This is a genomic window from Amycolatopsis sp. NPDC039088 (assembly GCF_055598845.1).
This window is the reverse complement of record NZ_JBVKAE010000021.1, coordinates 118,084-133,479: the sequence shown is the minus strand read 5'-3', so window position 1 is coordinate 133,479 and position 15,396 is coordinate 118,084. Positions and strand designations below refer to the sequence as shown.

14 protein-coding genes are annotated in these 15,396 nt (G+C 68.6%); 2 read left to right on the top strand and 12 right to left on the bottom strand.

The features are described from left to right. Nucleotides 1-125 precede the first annotated feature (125 nt). A complete protein-coding gene (locus tag ACZ7KI_RS25885) occupies nt 126-458 on the bottom strand; it encodes a hypothetical protein (protein WP_470275652.1) in 333 nt (110 codons plus the stop codon). 281 nt (nt 459-739) lie between these two features. Between ACZ7KI_RS25885 and ACZ7KI_RS25880 the strand changes: the two genes are divergently transcribed. Further along, nucleotides 740-1,942, top strand: a complete 1,203-nt coding sequence (locus ACZ7KI_RS25880; protein ID WP_470275651.1) for a sensor histidine kinase — start codon at nt 740-742, stop codon at nt 1,940-1,942. A 16-nt stretch (nt 1,943-1,958) separates the two neighbouring features. Here the strand turns inward: ACZ7KI_RS25880 and ACZ7KI_RS25875 are convergent, their stop codons facing one another. The 7 genes from ACZ7KI_RS25875 to ACZ7KI_RS25845 form a co-directional block, all read right to left on the bottom strand. Further along, on the bottom strand, nt 1,959-2,300 hold the full coding sequence (locus ACZ7KI_RS25875; RefSeq protein WP_034311760.1) for an RNA polymerase-binding protein RbpA: 342 nt from the start codon (nt 2,298-2,300) through the stop codon (nt 1,959-1,961). Nucleotides 2,301-2,365: 65 nt separating this feature from the next. Continuing rightward, entirely contained in the window at nt 2,366-2,596 is a 231-nt protein-coding gene (gene secG, locus ACZ7KI_RS25870; RefSeq protein ID WP_470275650.1) for a preprotein translocase subunit SecG, read from the bottom strand. A gap of 139 nt (nt 2,597-2,735) precedes the next feature. Continuing rightward, on the bottom strand, nt 2,736-3,521 hold the full coding sequence (gene tpiA, locus ACZ7KI_RS25865) for a triose-phosphate isomerase (RefSeq protein ID WP_470275649.1): 786 nt from the start codon (nt 3,519-3,521) through the stop codon (nt 2,736-2,738). Continuing rightward, the gene (locus ACZ7KI_RS25860; RefSeq protein WP_470275690.1) at nt 3,521-4,729 is read right to left on the bottom strand and encodes a phosphoglycerate kinase; all 1,209 of its coding nucleotides are present in this window, start codon (nt 4,727-4,729) and stop codon (nt 3,521-3,523) included. Before ACZ7KI_RS25860 ends, tpiA begins: the two co-directional genes overlap by 1 nt. A 9-nt stretch (nt 4,730-4,738) precedes the next feature. Continuing rightward, on the bottom strand, nt 4,739-5,743 hold the full coding sequence (gene gap, locus ACZ7KI_RS25855) for a type I glyceraldehyde-3-phosphate dehydrogenase (RefSeq protein WP_034311751.1): 1,005 nt from the start codon (nt 5,741-5,743) through the stop codon (nt 4,739-4,741). A 178-nt stretch (nt 5,744-5,921) separates the two neighbouring features. Continuing rightward, nucleotides 5,922-7,109, bottom strand: a complete 1,188-nt coding sequence (locus ACZ7KI_RS25850; protein ID WP_470275648.1) for a winged helix DNA-binding domain-containing protein — start codon at nt 7,107-7,109, stop codon at nt 5,922-5,924. A 45-nt stretch (nt 7,110-7,154) separates the two neighbouring features. Beyond that, the gene (locus tag ACZ7KI_RS25845) at nt 7,155-7,577 is read right to left on the bottom strand and encodes a nitroreductase/quinone reductase family protein (protein WP_470275647.1); all 423 of its coding nucleotides are present in this window, start codon (nt 7,575-7,577) and stop codon (nt 7,155-7,157) included. A gap of 86 nt (nt 7,578-7,663) precedes the next feature. Between ACZ7KI_RS25845 and ACZ7KI_RS25840 the strand changes: the two genes are divergently transcribed. Further along, nucleotides 7,664-8,587: an AraC family transcriptional regulator gene (locus tag ACZ7KI_RS25840; RefSeq protein WP_470275646.1), complete on the top strand. Its 924-nt coding sequence runs from the start codon at nt 7,664-7,666 to the stop codon at nt 8,585-8,587. Between the two features lie 854 nt (nt 8,588-9,441). Here the strand turns inward: ACZ7KI_RS25840 and ACZ7KI_RS25835 are convergent. Genes ACZ7KI_RS25835 through ACZ7KI_RS25820 form a run of 4 tightly spaced genes read right to left on the bottom strand, consistent with a single transcriptional unit; the run spans nt 9,442 to nt 15,381 of the window. Beyond that, complete coding sequence (locus ACZ7KI_RS25835) at nt 9,442-9,858, bottom strand: PIN domain-containing protein (protein ID WP_470275645.1); 417 nt, start codon at nt 9,856-9,858, stop codon at nt 9,442-9,444. Beyond that, entirely contained in the window at nt 9,848-10,114 is a 267-nt protein-coding gene (locus tag ACZ7KI_RS25830; protein WP_470275644.1) for a type II toxin-antitoxin system Phd/YefM family antitoxin, read from the bottom strand. Before ACZ7KI_RS25830 ends, ACZ7KI_RS25835 begins: the two co-directional genes overlap by 11 nt. Nucleotides 10,115-10,164: 50 nt before the next feature. Continuing rightward, nucleotides 10,165-14,631, bottom strand: a complete 4,467-nt coding sequence (locus ACZ7KI_RS25825) for a coiled-coil domain-containing protein (protein WP_470275643.1) — start codon at nt 14,629-14,631, stop codon at nt 10,165-10,167. 9 nt (nt 14,632-14,640) lie between these two features. Beyond that, complete coding sequence (locus ACZ7KI_RS25820) at nt 14,641-15,381, bottom strand: hypothetical protein (RefSeq protein ID WP_465503659.1); 741 nt, start codon at nt 15,379-15,381, stop codon at nt 14,641-14,643. Between the last annotated feature and the right edge of the window lie 15 nt (nt 15,382-15,396).

Below are 15,396 nucleotides of genomic sequence, written 5' to 3'. Positions count from 1 at the left end.
GTATTCAATCAGACATTTCAACTCGACCTGTGTCCCTTGTGGACGATCGAGAGCGTCACGTGTGAAGGCCTCCTTCCCTCGGCCGAGCCGAGGGAAGGAGGCCTTCACACGCTTCAGGTCAGGACTCAGTCGGGCAGGTCGTAGTCGGCGCTGACGGACTCCCAGCCGGCCGGGCAGAAAGCGGTCGCGGGGACGCCCTTGTTCGTCCAGTCGCTGTAGAAGACCTGCCAGTTGCCACTGGTCGACTTGCACCGGACGCCCACCCGGAACGCGATGTCATAGCAGGTTCCCCCGGCCCGGTCGCTGAGGCGCCAGATCGGATCACAGTTGGCCATCAGCTGGACCGCCGACTCCGACCCGGTGCTCGTGGCGGGGGCGGCGGAGGCGATTCCGGCCCCCATGGTGGCCAGGACGCCGGCCACGGGCAGGCCGGCCAGGGCGAGCAGGGACTTCCTCATTGTTCTCCTTCGTCTTCGGGCCAGGAAGATCGAAATCTAGAGGGAGCCGCTGTCAGCGGACTGTCACGGTAAAGTCCGATTCGATCCGACCGACCGAACGTTCATGCACTTGTCCGCAGAACGGACAGTGACCAGACAGTCGCTAGCCCGACTGGGGGAAACTTACCGCCTTCGTACATCCACCCGTTAGCATCCGCACATTTGTTCGTTCCTGCGCGTCCCGATCGGGCGAAGAACACGTCTCACCATCCAAGTCCACAAGACGAGTGAGGTCGCCAGCGATGAGCACAGAGGGTCTCTCGATGCCAGGTATCTCGGTGGGCGGCTCCGGAGCGGACGCCGCCGACCGGATGCGCCGTGCCGCCGGGGTCATGTCGTTCGCCAAGATCAAACGTCCGGCGCTGGTCGCGCTGGGCGTCGACACGCTCGCGATCTTCCTGGCCGCGCTCGACGTCTGGCTGGTGATCCCGGAGAAGGCCCAGCCGTACTCCATCTATCTCTCCGGCGCCGCCTGCCTCGGTCTCGCCTTGCGCCGCAAGCTGCCGTTCCTCGCGGTGATCGCCACGGTCCCCGGTTTCCTGGCCGGCTGGTCCCAGCTCGCCGCGATGATCGCGCTCGGCTTCCTCGCCACCCGCAAGCAGATGCACTGGCAGACCTGGACCGGCTTCGCGCTCGTGTTCACCTGCCGGTTCGTCCAGTGGCCGTTGCCGGACTTCGTCGAGCTCAGCTGGCGCGAACACGTGCTGGACGGCATCTACGGCGTCATCGTCGCCGGGATGCCGGTCGCCATCGGCCTGCTCATCGGAGCGCGGACCGAGATCTCGCAGAAGCTGTCCGAACTCGCCGCCAGCCGCGATCGCGAGCGCCGCTTCCACGCCGACGCCGTCCGCGCGGAGGAACGCGCCAGGCTGGCACGGGAGATGCACGACGTCGTTTCGCACCAGATCACGCTGATCGCGATGCAGGCCGGCGCGTTGCAGGCGCAGACGACCGACCCCCGTTCGCTCGAAACCGCGCAGGTCATCCGGAAACTGAGCACCAAAACGCTCGAGGAACTGCGTTCGCTCGTGAGCGTGCTGCGCTCGGGTTCCGAGGACGACGGGCCGCGGCCGGGGATCAACGAACTCGACCGGCTCATCCGGGGCTCGGACGTCCCGGTGCACCTCACCGTCGAGCGGATCCCCGAACTGCTGCCCAGCCAGGTTTCCGCGGCGGCCTACCGCACCGTGCAGGAATGCCTCACCAACGTGCACAAGCACGCACCGGGCGCCACCGCGACCATCCGGATCCAGGGTGAGCACGGCTCACTCAAGGTCGAGATACGCAATGAGCGCGCCCGGACCGCCGGTGCGGCCCTGCCCTCGGGAGGGCACGGGCTGACCGGTTTGGCCGAACGCGCTCGACTGCTGGGTGGGAGCTTCGAGACCGCCGACACCGAGGACGGCGGGTTCCGGGTGCGTGCCCGGTACCCGCTCGACCGGTGAGCGTCCAGAGCGGAGGCTAGATCTCCCGGCGCTGGCGCAACCGCTCCAGCGCCTCGGCGAGAATGGCCTCGCCGTCGGCGTCGGAACGCCGTTCCTTCACGTAAGCCAGGTGGGTCTTGTAGGGCTCGGTCCGCGGCGCGGCAGGCGGGTTCTTCTCGTCCTGCCCACCGGGAAGCCCGCAACGCGGGCAGTCCCACTCGTCGGGAATCTCGGCGTCCATCGAGAACGAGGGCTGCGCCTCGTGCCCGTTGGCACACCAGTAGGAAATGCGGCGCCTCGGCGCCGACTCACCCCGTTCCGATTCGCCCGAAGGACCGGCACCCACACGGGTGCCTCGAATCGCGTTACCGCCAACCATGAATCCTCACACCTATAGGGATCGGCGGCGCGCCCCCCATAGGCACGCCGAAACACCTGGATCGATCAGACCTTGAGCAGGAGCCCGAGGCCGATGATGCTGATCAGCCACACCGCGCCCAGGCCCAGCGTGATCCGGTCGAGGTTCTTCTCGGCCACGCTCGAGCCCGAGAGGCTCGATTGCATACCGCCACCGAACAGCGAAGACAGACCGCCACCGCGGCCGCGGTGCAGCAACACGGCGACCACCAGGAAAAAGCTCGTGGCGATCAACAGGATTTGCAGGAACAGCTTCATGTCATCCTCTGCGCTCTTGGAGAATGCAGGAAAACGGTGCGTGCTGGCGGCTGTTGACCACCAGGACACACCGTACTCCTGGACTCGTCCACTGCTGTGTGACGGACCGGATACACAGGTTACCCGGTAGGTGCCCCGATCAGGGCAGGGGCCCGCCCGCGGCGAGTGCGCAGAGTTTGGTGAACTCGTCACCATCCAGGCTGGCACCACCAACGAGGGCACCATCGATGTTCTCGCAGGCGACGAGGTCACTGATGTTGTTGGCCTTCGCCGAGCCGCCGTAGAGCACGCGGACCGAAGACGCGACCTCGGCGCCGTATTTCTCGGCGAGGGTGGCACGGATGGCTCCGCACACCTCCTCGGCGTCCGACGGGGTCGCGACCTTGCCGGTCCCGATGGCCCAGACCGGCTCGTAGGCGACGACGACATCCTTGACCTGCTCGGCCTTGAGCCCCTTCAGGCCCTCGACCAGCTGGGCCGTGGTGTGGGCGATGTGCTCGCCCGCCTCGCGGACCTCGAGCTTCTCCCCCACGCACAGGATCGGCTTGATCCCGTGCTTGAGCGCGGCCTTCACCTTCTTGTTGACCAGTTCGTCGGTCTCGCCGTGGTACTCGCGCCGCTCCGAGTGCCCGACGGTGACGAAGCTGCAGCCCAGCTTCGCCAGCATCGGGCCCGACACGTCACCGGTGTAGGCACCGGAGTCGTGCGGCGACAGGTCCTGGGCGCCGTAGGTGAGCGACAGCTTGTCGCCGTCGGTCAGCGTCTGGACGCTGCGGATGTCGGTGAACGGCGGCAAGACCGCGACGTCGACCTTCGCGTAGTACTTCTCCGGCAGGGCGAAGGCGATCTTCTGAACCAGCGCGATGGCTTCGAGGTGGTTCTGGTTCATCTTCCAGTTGCCGGCGATGAGCGGTTTGCGCGCCACTAGTCGTTCTCTCCCAGCACAGCGACTCCGGGCAGTTCCTTGCCCTCCAGGTACTCCAGCGACGCGCCGCCGCCGGTCGAGATGTGCGAGAAACCGTCCTCGGGCAGGCCCAGCTGCCGCACGGCCGCGGCGGAGTCGCCACCGCCGACCACGGTGAAGGCGTCGCTCTTGACGAGCGCCTCGGCCACGGCACGGGTGCCACCGGCGAAGGACTCGAACTCGAACACGCCCATCGGGCCGTTCCAGAACACGGTCGCCGCGTCGGCCAGCTTGCCCGCGAACAGCTCACGCGACTTGGGACCGATGTCGAGACCCATCCGGTCGGCAGGGATGGCCTTCGCGTCGACGACGTCGAACTCCGCGTCGGCCGCGAAGCCCGTCGCGGCGAGGACGTCCACCGGCAGGATCAGCTCGACGCCGCGTTTCTCCGCCTCGGCGAGGAACCCGCGGACCTGCTCGAGCTGGTCCTCCTGCAACAGCGAGTTCCCGACCTCGTGGCCCTGAGCCTTGAGGAAGGTGTACGCCATGCCGCCGCCGATGAGCAGCCTGTCGACCTTGGTCAGCAGGTTGGCGATGACACCGAGCTTGTCCGAGACCTTCGCGCCGCCGAGGACGACGACGTACGGCCGCGCGAGGTCCTCGGTCAGCTTCTTGAGGACGTCGACCTCGGCCAGCACCAGACCGCCGGCATACGCCGGAAGCGCCCGCGCGATCTCGTAGACCGAAGCCTGCTTGCGGTGCACGACACCGAAGCCGTCGGAGACGAACGCGCCGCCCGGGACCAGCGCGGCCAGCTCGGCGGCCAGTTCCTGGCGCTCCGCCTCGACCTTGCTGGTCTCGCGCGCGTCGAAGCGCACGTTCTCCAGCAGGGCCACCTGACCGTCGGTCAGGCCGGCGACGGTGGCCTTGGCGGACTCGCCGACCAGGTCATCGGCCAGCGGCACGTCGACGCCGAGCAGCTCCGTGAGCTTCGCGGCGACGGGCGCGAGCGAGAACTTCGGGTCCGGCTCGCCCTTGGGACGGCCGAGGTGCGCCGTGACGACCACCTTCGCGCCCGCCTCGGCGAGCCGCTTGAGGGTCGGCAGGGCCGCGCGGACGCGGCCGTCGTCGGTGATCTTGTCCCCGTCGAGCGGGACGTTCAGGTCGGAACGTACGAGTACGTACCGGCCCGAGACGTCCTCGCCCAGCAGGTCTTCGAGGTTCTTCAGCGCCATGGGTCAGGAGAGCTTGTTGCCGACGAGCTTGACGAGGTCGGCGAGGCGGTTGGAGTAACCCCACTCGTTGTCGTACCAGCCGACGACCTTGACCTGGTTGCCGATGACCTTGGTCAGCGGCGCGTCGTAGATGCAGGACGCCGGGTCGGTGACGATGTCGGCCGAAACGATCGGGTCGTCGCTGTAGCGCAGGATGCCGGCCAGGGGGCCCTCGGCGGCGGCCTTGTACGCGGCGTTGATCTCCTCGAGGGTCGCGCTCTTGGTCAGCGTGACGGTGAGGTCGGTGGCCGAACCGGTCGGGACCGGGACGCGGACCGCGTAGCCGTCGAGCTTGCCGTTGAGCTCCGGGAGGACCAGGCCGATGGCCTTGGCGGCACCGGTCGAGGTCGGGACCATGCTCAGCGCGGCGGCACGGGCGCGGCGCAGGTCCTTGTGCGGCGCGTCCTGCAGGTTCTGGTCCTGCGTGTACGCGTGGATCGTGGTCATGAGGCCCTGCTCGACACCGAAGGCGTCGTTCAGCACCTTGGCCAGCGGGCCGAGGCAGTTGGTGGTGCAAGACGCGTTCGAGATGATGTTCTGCGAACCGTCGTACTTGTCGTCGTTGACGCCGAGCACCACGGTCAGGTCCTCGCCCTTGGCGGGCGCGGAGATGATGACCTTCTTGGCCCCACCGGCGAGGTGCGCCTTGGCAGCGTCACCGGTGGTGAAGAAACCGGTCGACTCGACGACGACGTCCACGCCGAGGTCGCCCCAGGGCAGGTTGGCCGGGTCGCGCTCGGCGAGTGCCTTGATGGTCTTGCCGTCGACGACGATGCCCTCGTCGCTGACGCTGACCTCGCCCGGGAAGCGGCCGAGGATGGAGTCGTACTTCAGCAGGTGGGCCATGGTGGCGACGTCGCCGAGGTCGTTGAACGCGACCACCTCGATGTCGTGACCGGCGGCCTGCACGGCCCGGAAGAAGTTGCGGCCGATGCGGCCGAAGCCGTTGACACCTACGCGAACCGTCACTGCTGCCACTCCCTTGAGACTCGTCCGGGATCGCCCCGGAAAGACGTCCGTTACTCGGGCGCAACCCTAGCGTGCGCGCTCGGGCGGCCCTCTTTGCCCTGACGAGACTTCCACCACTCGGTGGGTCAGGTCAAGAATCGATTAAGACCACCGCCACCAGGAGCTCTGCGGAAAACTCTCAGCTTCGTTGTGCTAGCCGTCGCTCCAGCGGCGTACGCATCCGTGGCGTGACTCGCACCTCTCCGAACCACTCGGCCAGGTGGTTCGCCTCCGCCTCGACGGCCCGTTCGACGTCCGCGCCGACGTCCTCCAGGAAGTGATGGACCACCTCACCGTCGGGACGCTGCGCCCAGCCGCCGACGATCCGGCCGTCGGCCCAGACCGTGGGGCCGATGTTGCCGGTGCCGTCGAACAGCGGCGCCCGGTGCGGGCCGAGGTACCACTCGCGGTCGAGCCATCCCATCGACGTCGGGTCGAGGGAAGGAAGCAGCGCGACCCACGGCTCGGGTTCCGCGACGGGCTCCACATCGTCGGCGAGCAGCACGCCGGGGACGCCGTCGAGATCGACCTCGATCGGCTGAACGGCCGCGAGCGCCTTCTTGGTCTGCCCGACCGTCCAGCCCGTCCACCACCGCAGATCCGCGATCGGCGCCGGTCCGTAGGCGTAAAGCCACTTCCGGGCCAGTTCGGCTCTGGCCTCGTCGGCGTCCCACACCGCGAGGCCATGGGGAAGCCAGTCCGCCATCGTGGCCCAGTAGTACTGGCTGCTGAGCCAGCTGCCGCGCGGACGCCCGCGCACGATGCGGCCGTCGACCGCGAGCTGGAACAGGACCCGGCTGGTGACGTTGGCGATCGCCTCGTACGGCTTGCCCTTCGACATCAGGAGCTGCTGCCTCAGCCGGGGCTCGTCCTCGGACAGCTGTTGTGCCGTCGCGGACCCGCGGGCCTTCAGAGCGCGCTCTGTCGCGTCCTCGACCTCGGCCAGCCAGCGTTCCGGATCGGGCACGTTCTCCGGATGCCCTTGCTGGCCGAGGTGCTGTTCGAGCAGGCGGCGCTGTTTCTTGGCGATGTCGGCCGAACAGGCCGCCTGGACGAGGGCCGCGTTCTCGCGCCCGGCCACGAAGACCGTGCGGCGCATGCCGAGGATGCGCACCAGCGTGCGCTCTTCGTAGAGCGCGTTTTCCAGTTCCGCGACGCCGTCACCCTTGACCCTGGCCCACGCCGAAAGGTGGACCGTCGCGGGATCCGTGGCGTGCAGTGCCACGACCGCGTCCGCCGCGGCGTGCACCGACGAGGCGGGCGTGGCGAGGTGATGGCGCACGGCGAGCCGGGCGCGCCGCTGCCGGAGACCGATCTTGGGGAGCACGGATCGGTTCTACCACCGGCTACCGACAAACCCGGTCGCCGGCTTTCAGATCCGCTCCAGCTCGATCACCGGGATGACCCGGCTGGTCTTGCGCTGGTACTCGGCGAACTGCGGCTGGTCGGCGGCCTGCTTGGCGTAGATGTCGTCGCGCTCGGCGCCGGTGAGCACCCGCGCGCGCACCGGGAAGGTCTCGGTGCCGAACTCGACCTTGGTCTCGGGGTTGGCCACCAGGTTGTGGTACCACGCCGGGTTCTCGTCGGCGCCGCCCTTGCTGGCGAAGATGTAGATCCGGTCGTCCTCCACGAACGGGACCAGCGGCGCGATCCGTTCGGTGCCGGACTTGGCGCCGATGTGGTGCACGAGGATCAGCAGGTAGCCCTCGAACATCCCGCCCGCCTTGCCGCCCTTCTCCCGGAATTCGGCGATGACGCCGCGGTTGATCTCATCGAAGTCGAACGTGTCTGCCATGGCGCGATCATATGAAGCACAGCGTGGTCGTATCGATGCCTGAAACAGCCATGAACATATCCATCTGTCGCACTATCCTCGGCGGTATGGACCTGTTGGCCGAGACACTCGCCGTGGGCGGCGTCCGCGGCACCGCCGGCGCCCGGATCGAGGCGTCCGGGCCGTGGGGGATCCTCTGGCACGGCATCGCGGGCGCGGCCTTCTACGCCGTCACCTCCGGCACGGCCTGGCTGGAGGTGACCGGCCACCCGCCACGGCAGCTCATGCCCGGCGACGTCGTCCTGCTGCCGAACGGACCCGAGCACACCTTGCGCAGCGCCCCGGACGCGCCGGTCATTCCCAAGCTGTGCGCGGTGGCGGAGAAGGCGCGGTCCTGCGGTGGGGTGCTGCGCCTCGGTTCCGGGGAGGTGCAGACCCATGTCTTGGGCGCCTCCTACGACTATGACCCGGCCGTGTCCATCCAGGTGCTCACCACGCTGCCGGAACTGGTGCACATCCGCGCGTCCCACGGCGGCGACGGCCTGGACGACACCGTCCGGCTGCTGTCGCGTGAACTCGCCCGTCCGCAGATCGCCACCGAGTTCGTCCTCAACCGGCTTGTCGACATCCTGCTCGTCCAGTTGCTCCGCGTCTGGCAGGCCGAAAAACCGGACGAGACACGCGGAACCTGGCTTGGCGTCCTCGGCGATCCGCTGGTCAGCGTGGCACTGGCCAAGCTCCACGAAGAACCGGCGAAACCGTGGACCACCGACCTGCTCGCGGCGGAGCTGGCGACCTCACGCAGCACGCTGACCCGCCGCTTCCGCGAAACCACCGGCCGGACCCCCGGCGACTACCTCACCCAGTGGCGAATGGATCTGGCCGCGGTCCGGCTCCGCGACACCGACGACACGGTGGACAGCATCGCCCACTCTGTCGGCTATACGTCGGTCTACGCGTTCAGCCGGGCGTTCCGGCGGGCTCGCCGTCAGGCGCCGGGGCGGTACCGCGCCGCGGCGCGGGAGAACTGACGACCGGCCACTTCCTTCTGCTCGGGTCAGATGAGGGGCCGGGCGGGAGTGTCCCGGCGAAGTCGCATAACTGCTGGTCGGCTCCATTGCTAGGGCGGGGTCAAGGCGAACGTGCCGTGGTGGCCCCGGCGGGAGCGGGCTCACGCAAAAGGCCTCACCCGGCTTCTGACCGTCTATAAGGGACACTTTTCGAGTCAAATGTGCCCGATTTGGGAGACTTGCACGGTTTCGAGAGGGGGTCATGAGTGATTTGAGTCGTTCTATTGAGGGGTAAGGCAAAGGTGGCGTGGTGGGTGGTAAGTCCGTGAAGGCCTCCTTGAGGGACTCTGGGTCCCTCAAGGAGGCCTTCACGGACTTCAAGACGGGACGTTGATGTCACAGCCGTCCCACTGTCACCAGGGATCACGCCTGACGGTAGTGAAGGGCCCCTTCACTACCGTCAGCGTAGGCAAGGAAGCCTTCACCACCAGGGAAACGCGTAGGCAGCAGCGACCACAGCCCGCGACACGACACGTTTGACTTACCCCTCAATAACCCTCATTAACACTCACGACCCCGCACGGAAACGTATTTAGCGGCATCAATCGGACAGTCGATCGGCTGGCGGTGTCCCTTGTGGACACTGAAGCCCCACTGGCATCCAGAATCAGGCCTGCCCCACCTCGGCTCGACCTTGACCAACGGAAGATCAGGGACGTTGAGTGTCCCTGATCCTCCGTTGATCAAGCTCCACGACCGGCACATGCGGCCCCGCGACAATGCAGGAATAGTCACCTGACCTGCAAGACCGGGACTTTCCCGGGCCCTTGCGCCAGACGCAAGCAAGGGGGCCTTCATGTCCTTAGCCCCTAGGATCAGCTTCCTGGGCGGGTGACCGGTACGACGTCGAGAAGTTCTTTCAGGCCATCGAAATCCTGCGGATTCGTGGTGTACAACGGCATCCGATGCGCGATGGCCACACTGGCGATCATCAGGTCGGCCACACGCCGCCGCGGCGTCCTGCCCATCGCGAGCACCGACGCCGAAACCCGGCCGAAGATCCGTGCCGCCTCGGTGCCGAAAGGCAGCGGGTCGAACTCGGACTCGACTCGCTGCAGCAGATCCGTGCGTCGCGCTCGTTCCGCCGGGTCGTCGGCGTAGTGCGGCCCCGCCGACAGCTCGGCGAGCGTGATCGTGCTGATCGACATCAGATCCGGCAGCTGGGCGTGGTCGATCGCTCGCCGGAGGATGAGGATGTTCGTGTCGAGCAGCCCGTGGACCTCAGCGGCCATAGGGATCGTCCGCTTCCCCGGCCAAGGCCTCGTCGAGGTCCGCACGGAAGCTGTCCGGGTCGATGAGCGGAGCGTTCGCCGAACCCGCGGCGAACTGGTCACGGGACACGGCGTGCCGTCGGCACAACGGAACCAGCTGGGCGATGGGTGAGCCGCTACGCGTCACGGTGAAGGTTTCACCGTGCTCGACCGCGTCCATGATCTCGCCGGACCTGTTCCGGAGATCACGCTGAGAGATCTCGTGCTGAACGCTCATATTCCGCATCTTAGCACCGGGTGCCCCAAGGTGCTACAGCGTGCCACACCCTAGGCGGTCTCCTCTTCCTGGCCCGGTTCGTCCGACGGCCGCGTGAACAATCGCGTCGCCGAGAGCCGCGCGACGCCGTCCGGATCCCCGAGTTCGTCGGTGGCGTTGCGGATCGTCGCGTCGACGGACAGGTACTTGCGCCCCGCCCGCAGGTCCGCGTCGTTGCGAAGCCGCACGATGAGCGGGAACTCGCTCAGCGCGCCCGCGTCGAACAGGCCGGTCGTGTAGATCAGCTGGACACCCAGCGCCTCGGCCACCGCCCGCTGCAGCTCCAGCAGATACCCGGCCGACGCGCGGCCGATCGGGTTGTCGAGGAACAGCACACCGGAGTGCCGGTTGCGCGCCTTGCCCCGGTTGTTGGCCCGCAGCGCGGCGAGCGTGCAGTACAGGATGATCGCCGCGGTCAACTGCTGGCCGCCGGAGAACACGTCCCGGATCTCCGAGACGCGCTGCCGTTCGGTCCTCAGCACGGAATCCGGCTTCAACATGTCGACGCGGAAACCTTTGGGCGCGGCGGCCTGCACGCCGCGCAGCACGAGCGACAGCCCGTCCCGCTTGACGTCGCGGCCGTCGGAGGTCTTCCCCACCGCGGCCTCGTCGACGACCTCGCCCAGCTTTTCCGCGAGCACGTTGTCTTCGAGTTCGGTGAAGCGGATCCGCAGGAACTCCTGGCCCGACCAGTCGCCGAGACCGTCCGGCAGCCGCGAAACCCGTTGTGCCGCACGGAGAGTGCGCAACGCGCCGTCGACCATGCCCTGCAGGCGGGTGATGATGCCGCCGCGGTGGCGGTCGATCTGCGCGAGGTCGTCGGTGAGCGTGCGCAACCGCGGGCGCAACGCCTCGGCCCATTCCGCGGCGTGCGCGGGCAGCTGGTCGCGGCGGACCGAGATCACCTGCTGCCGCACGGGGGTGCTGAGCTTTTCGAAGCGCTTGTCAGTGGCGTACTGCGCCAGCTGGTCGGCCGCGGCGCGCACCCGGCGGTCACCGGCGTCGGCTGCGTCCTGTGCCTCGGTGAGGGCGGTGTTGAGCCGGGAGTGCTTGGTCCGCGCGGATTCGACGTCGCCGTCGAAGGCCACCGCGTCGTCCTCTTTGGACAAAAGGTGCGCCATCGACTCGGCCAGCAGGCCGAATCCGGACGCGGACGTCTTCGCGGACTCCAACGTCGCTTCGGCCGCGGCGCGGCGCTCCTGCAGTTCCTCCCATTTCCGGGCGGCCGCCGACACTTCGAGGCTCGCTTCGTCGATCAGCTCCAGGCCGTGCTCGATGTCCTTCGGCCTGGCGTCGAGGGCGAGCGCGGACGGCTGTTCCGGAAGCTGGCTCAGTTCCGCCTTGCGGGTGGCGACGAGACCGACGATCTCGGTGCGTTCCTCCTCCAGCACCGCGACGGCCCGGTTCGCCCGCGCCTGCGCGGCCGCCCGCGCCGAAGCGTCGGAACCGTCCGGCGTCTCCAGCAGCATCAGGGCCCGCTCGCGGACGGCGTCGTCCAGTGCCTCGACGGCCGCCCGTGCGGACGCCTCGACGCTTTCCGCCTGGTCGAGTTCGGCCCGCAGATCGCTGCCGACCTCGACCTTCGAGTAGGCCTCGAACGCCGACGCGAAGGTGCGGCGCAACGCGTCCACCGGTTCGGCGGGCGTGGGGTCGTTTTCGGTGACGTCACTCGAACCCGGGACCTCGGCAAGTTCCGACTTCGCCGTCGTCGCCGTGCGGCGGTGCCCGTCGGCGGTCCGCTGTTCCTCACCGGCCTGCTCGCGCAGCCGGGACGCCTTCACCGCGGCTTCGGACGCCGTCGACTCGGCTCGCTCGGCGGTCTCGGTCGCGCGTTCGACGTCGTCCATCCATTCGGGAATCTTCGCGGCCCGCGTCGCGAGCGCCTCCAGCCCACGAGCCCGCTCCCCCGCCTCCGCCGAAGCCGCGCGCAGCTCGGGAATCCGCTCCCGCAACCCGGTCGCCTTCTCGCCGAGACGCTGGAATTCCTTCTCCGCCTGGTCCAACGCGGTCTGCGCGGTCTCGTGGGCGGTACGCGCGTTCTGCAGCTGTTCGGCCAGCGTCGCGATGCTCCCGGGCGGGTAGTCCTCGCGCCAGGTCTTGAGTTTCCACGACAGCGCGGCGTCTTCGGCCAGCGAAGCCGCCAGCGCTTCGAGGCGACGCTGCCGTTCCGCGTGCCGGAGCGCGATGGCCTCACGCTCGGCGTCGGCGGCTTCCTCGTCGTACATCGCCGGGTTGGGCGGAACGAGGAATTCGATACCCGCCTCACCCGGCAGGCGGTCGGTCGTGGTGGCCTCGGTGGTGGCGACCGGGATGATCGTGGTGGGCAGCAAACGCCGCTCCGCCAGCACCTTTTCGGCGAGCCGGACCTGCTCCGGTTCGTTGAGCAGGATCCCCGAGACCAGCTGGGGCGCGCGGGCCAGCACGGCCGCCCGCCGCTTCTTGTCCAAAGTGGACAGATAGCGCCAGCCGGACCACGCGTTCATCCCCGCGGCTTCCAGCGCGTCCAACGCGGCCTGGACCTCTTCGGTGGCGGGCAGGAGACCGCCGGAACCGAGCGCGTTCAGCGCGCGCTCGTCGACGGACTCCTCCATCCGCAACGCCGTCTGTTCCTTCTCCGCGGTCGTCCCTGCCTCGCGAAGACGTTCCAGCAGTACCGGGAGATCCGTCTCCAGCGCGACGTCGTCGGCGCCGAGGAGTTCGACCAGCCGGGGTTCGACGGCGAGCGCGTCGGTGCGCCGGTTCGCGCGGTCCAGCTCTTCGGCGGCGCGCTCCAGCCGGTCCTTCGTGGACCCGGCGAGCCGGTGCGCGTCGTTGACGGTCGCCTGCGCGGCACGCAGGTCCTCGGTGACGCGTTCGAGTTCCTGTTCGCGGCGGACGAGTTCGGCGGCGGTCGTCTCGGCCTCCGCACGGGCCGCCCGCGCCGCGTCGGCGACGTCCGCCCCGGCCTTGAGCGCGCCGGACCGGACGGCTTCCGCGATCTCCTCCCGGATTTCGGCGATCCGGGCGCCCAGTCCGCGGGCCTCCGCCCGGCGCGAGGCGGCGAGGTTCGCCGATTCGTCGCGTTCCGCCTGGGCCTTCTCCGCTTCGGCACGCAGAGCGTCGGCGTGGGCTTCGGCCTTCGACGCCTGATCGGTCGCGTTCTTGGCCAGCGCCAGCAGACCTCGGGCGAGCGCGGCCGCGGCGGTGTTGCGTGCCTGCAGCGCGGGCTGTGCCTTCTGCTCGCGATTCCCCACCAGTTCCCGGAAATCGCGGGCCTTGCGGGCGGCGTTGAGGTGGTTGAGCACGGTGGCGCATTCACGCCAGGCCTCGGCGGCGGTCTTGGCCTCGGCGAGTTCTCCGTCGATCCGCTTCTTGCTCTCCTGCGCCTCGTCGAGCCGCAGTTTCCCGACCAGGCGCCGGAGTTCGGTGACCCCGGCGGCGAGGCGGCGGTGGTCGCCCTCGGCCAGCTTCTCGGCCGACTTCACCTCGTCGACGTGCTGTTCGAGCCCGCTCAGCCGCTCGTTCTCCAGCTTGTCCCGCGCGGCGACCTGACCGGCCAGCGTCCGCATCTCGGCGCGGGCGGCATCGGCGAGCTTCCGTGACGCGGCGGCGACGCCTTCCTCCTCCGCCAGCGGCGTGAGCAGATCGAGCGCGCCAGCGACGAAATCCCGTTCCGACAACAGATCCCCGCGCTGGGCGAGATTGTGCGCGTAGGTCGCGACGACCTCGGCGAGGTCCTTCGGTTCGTCCTCCGACAGCACCGCGCGCAGCAGGAACTCGACGAACGCCTCGTCGGTGTTGAACGCGAAGGCGTCCGCCGCCTCGCCTTCACCGGCGTTCATCGCGCGCTGGTACCGGAAAAGCTCGGTGTCGAGACCGAGGCCGTCCAGCCGGGACGTCCACTCGTGGTGGCGCCGGGTCCAGAACAGCTCCAGCTCCGGCTCCCCGCCGTGCACCTTGTCGAGCTGGTCGTGGAACCCCGACATCGTCAGCAGCCTGCCGTCCGACGTCAGCGGCAGTGAGTCCAAGTCCAGCGAAGGCGTGGGGCGGAAGCAGTACCAGGAGTCGACGAGGTTCTCCGAATCCGCCGACACCACGTGCCCGCGCCATTCCGACACCTTGCCGGTGATCACCCGGTGGCCGGTCTCGACCTGCAGCCACTCCAGCACCACATGCGAGACGTCCTTGGCTGCGACGAACTTCTCCAGCACCTTGGTGTTCGTCGTACCGACGACCTGACGGCGGCCGGGCAGCATGACCGAGAAGATCAGCTTGATCAGGACGGATTTGCCGCCGCCGTTCTCCAGGAACAGCACGCTCGCCGGGGACGGCCGCCGCGGCGGCCCCTCGCCGGCCAGGTGGATCCCGGCGCTGAACAGCGCGTCCTGTTTGGGCGCGGTGATGGCCGCGCCGACGCCGCTGAAGTCCAGCACGACGTCCTGGTAGCGCGCGCCGGCCGGGCCCACCGAGTGCAGGCGAACCCGCGAAAGCTCGTACATCTTCTCCCCTTAGAGCGTGTCCGACGCGGCCGCGCGCAGCGTCCCGCCGCCGTTGGCGACCGAGACCACGTTCAGCGCGAGCAGATCGTCGAAAGCCGCGTCGGCGGCGAGTTCGCGGACCTGCACCTGATAGCGCGGTGTGGTCCGGTAGGTCCCGCCCTGTTCCCCGCTGACCTGGACCAGGAAACCCTGATCCGCGAGGAAGCGCAGTGCTCGCGCGACCATGCCGCGGGTGGTGTCCGACGCCAGCCTGCCGTCCTTGGTCGCCGCCGCCGCGGGACGCCTCGCGTAAGCGCGCCAAGCCTGTTCGAGTTCGGGCGCGTCGGCGAGCGGGTCGTTGTTCGCCTCGGCCTCGGCCGCGCGTTCGTCGAGGATCCGGCAGGCCTCCCGCACCATCGCGTCCACCTGTTCGACGCTGACGCGGCCGATGTAGGTGTCGTTGGCGAGGTCGTCGGGGCGCGGATAGCCGAGCGCGGCGGTGGCCAGGTGGATGAGGCCGTGCAGGACCTTCTCGGTCTCGCGGCGCTCACGGATCTTGCTCTGGCGCGCGTAGCTGTCCATCTTGATCTCGAAGACGGACTCGTCGGTCGCCGCGAGCACCGCACCGGCCTGGAGGTTGACTTCGAGCACCATCAGCCCGAGTCCGGCCGCGACCGCGTGCGTGAGCTGCTTGAACGCGCTGTCCTCGCCGTAGCGCCGGACGAGATCGCCGTAGACGACGTCTCGCGACGGCAACTGCTTCGGGCGCATGCCGAACGAGACCAG

Coding starts and splice junctions, on each gene's coding strand:
- ACZ7KI_RS25825 (WP_470275643.1), bottom strand. CDS start 14,631: ATGTACGAGCTTTCGCGGGTTCGCCTGCACTCGGTGGGCCCGGCCGGC.
- secG (WP_470275650.1), bottom strand. CDS start 2,596: ATGAAGCTGTTCCTGCAAATCCTGTTGATCGCCACGAGCTTTTTCCTG.
- ACZ7KI_RS25885 (WP_470275652.1), bottom strand. CDS start 458: ATGAGGAAGTCCCTGCTCGCCCTGGCCGGCCTGCCCGTGGCCGGCGTC.
- ACZ7KI_RS25845 (WP_470275647.1), bottom strand. CDS start 7,577: ATGGCAGACACGTTCGACTTCGATGAGATCAACCGCGGCGTCATCGCC.
- ACZ7KI_RS25875 (WP_034311760.1), bottom strand. CDS start 2,300: ATGGTTGGCGGTAACGCGATTCGAGGCACCCGTGTGGGTGCCGGTCCT.
- ACZ7KI_RS25835 (WP_470275645.1), bottom strand. CDS start 9,858: ATGGCCGCTGAGGTCCACGGGCTGCTCGACACGAACATCCTCATCCTC.
- ACZ7KI_RS25830 (WP_470275644.1), bottom strand. CDS start 10,114: ATGAGCGTTCAGCACGAGATCTCTCAGCGTGATCTCCGGAACAGGTCC.
- ACZ7KI_RS25840 (WP_470275646.1), top strand. CDS start 7,664: ATGGACCTGTTGGCCGAGACACTCGCCGTGGGCGGCGTCCGCGGCACC.
- ACZ7KI_RS25820 (WP_465503659.1), bottom strand. CDS start 15,381: ATGCGCCCGAAGCAGTTGCCGTCGCGAGACGTCGTCTACGGCGATCTC.
- ACZ7KI_RS25880 (WP_470275651.1), top strand. CDS start 740: ATGAGCACAGAGGGTCTCTCGATGCCAGGTATCTCGGTGGGCGGCTCC.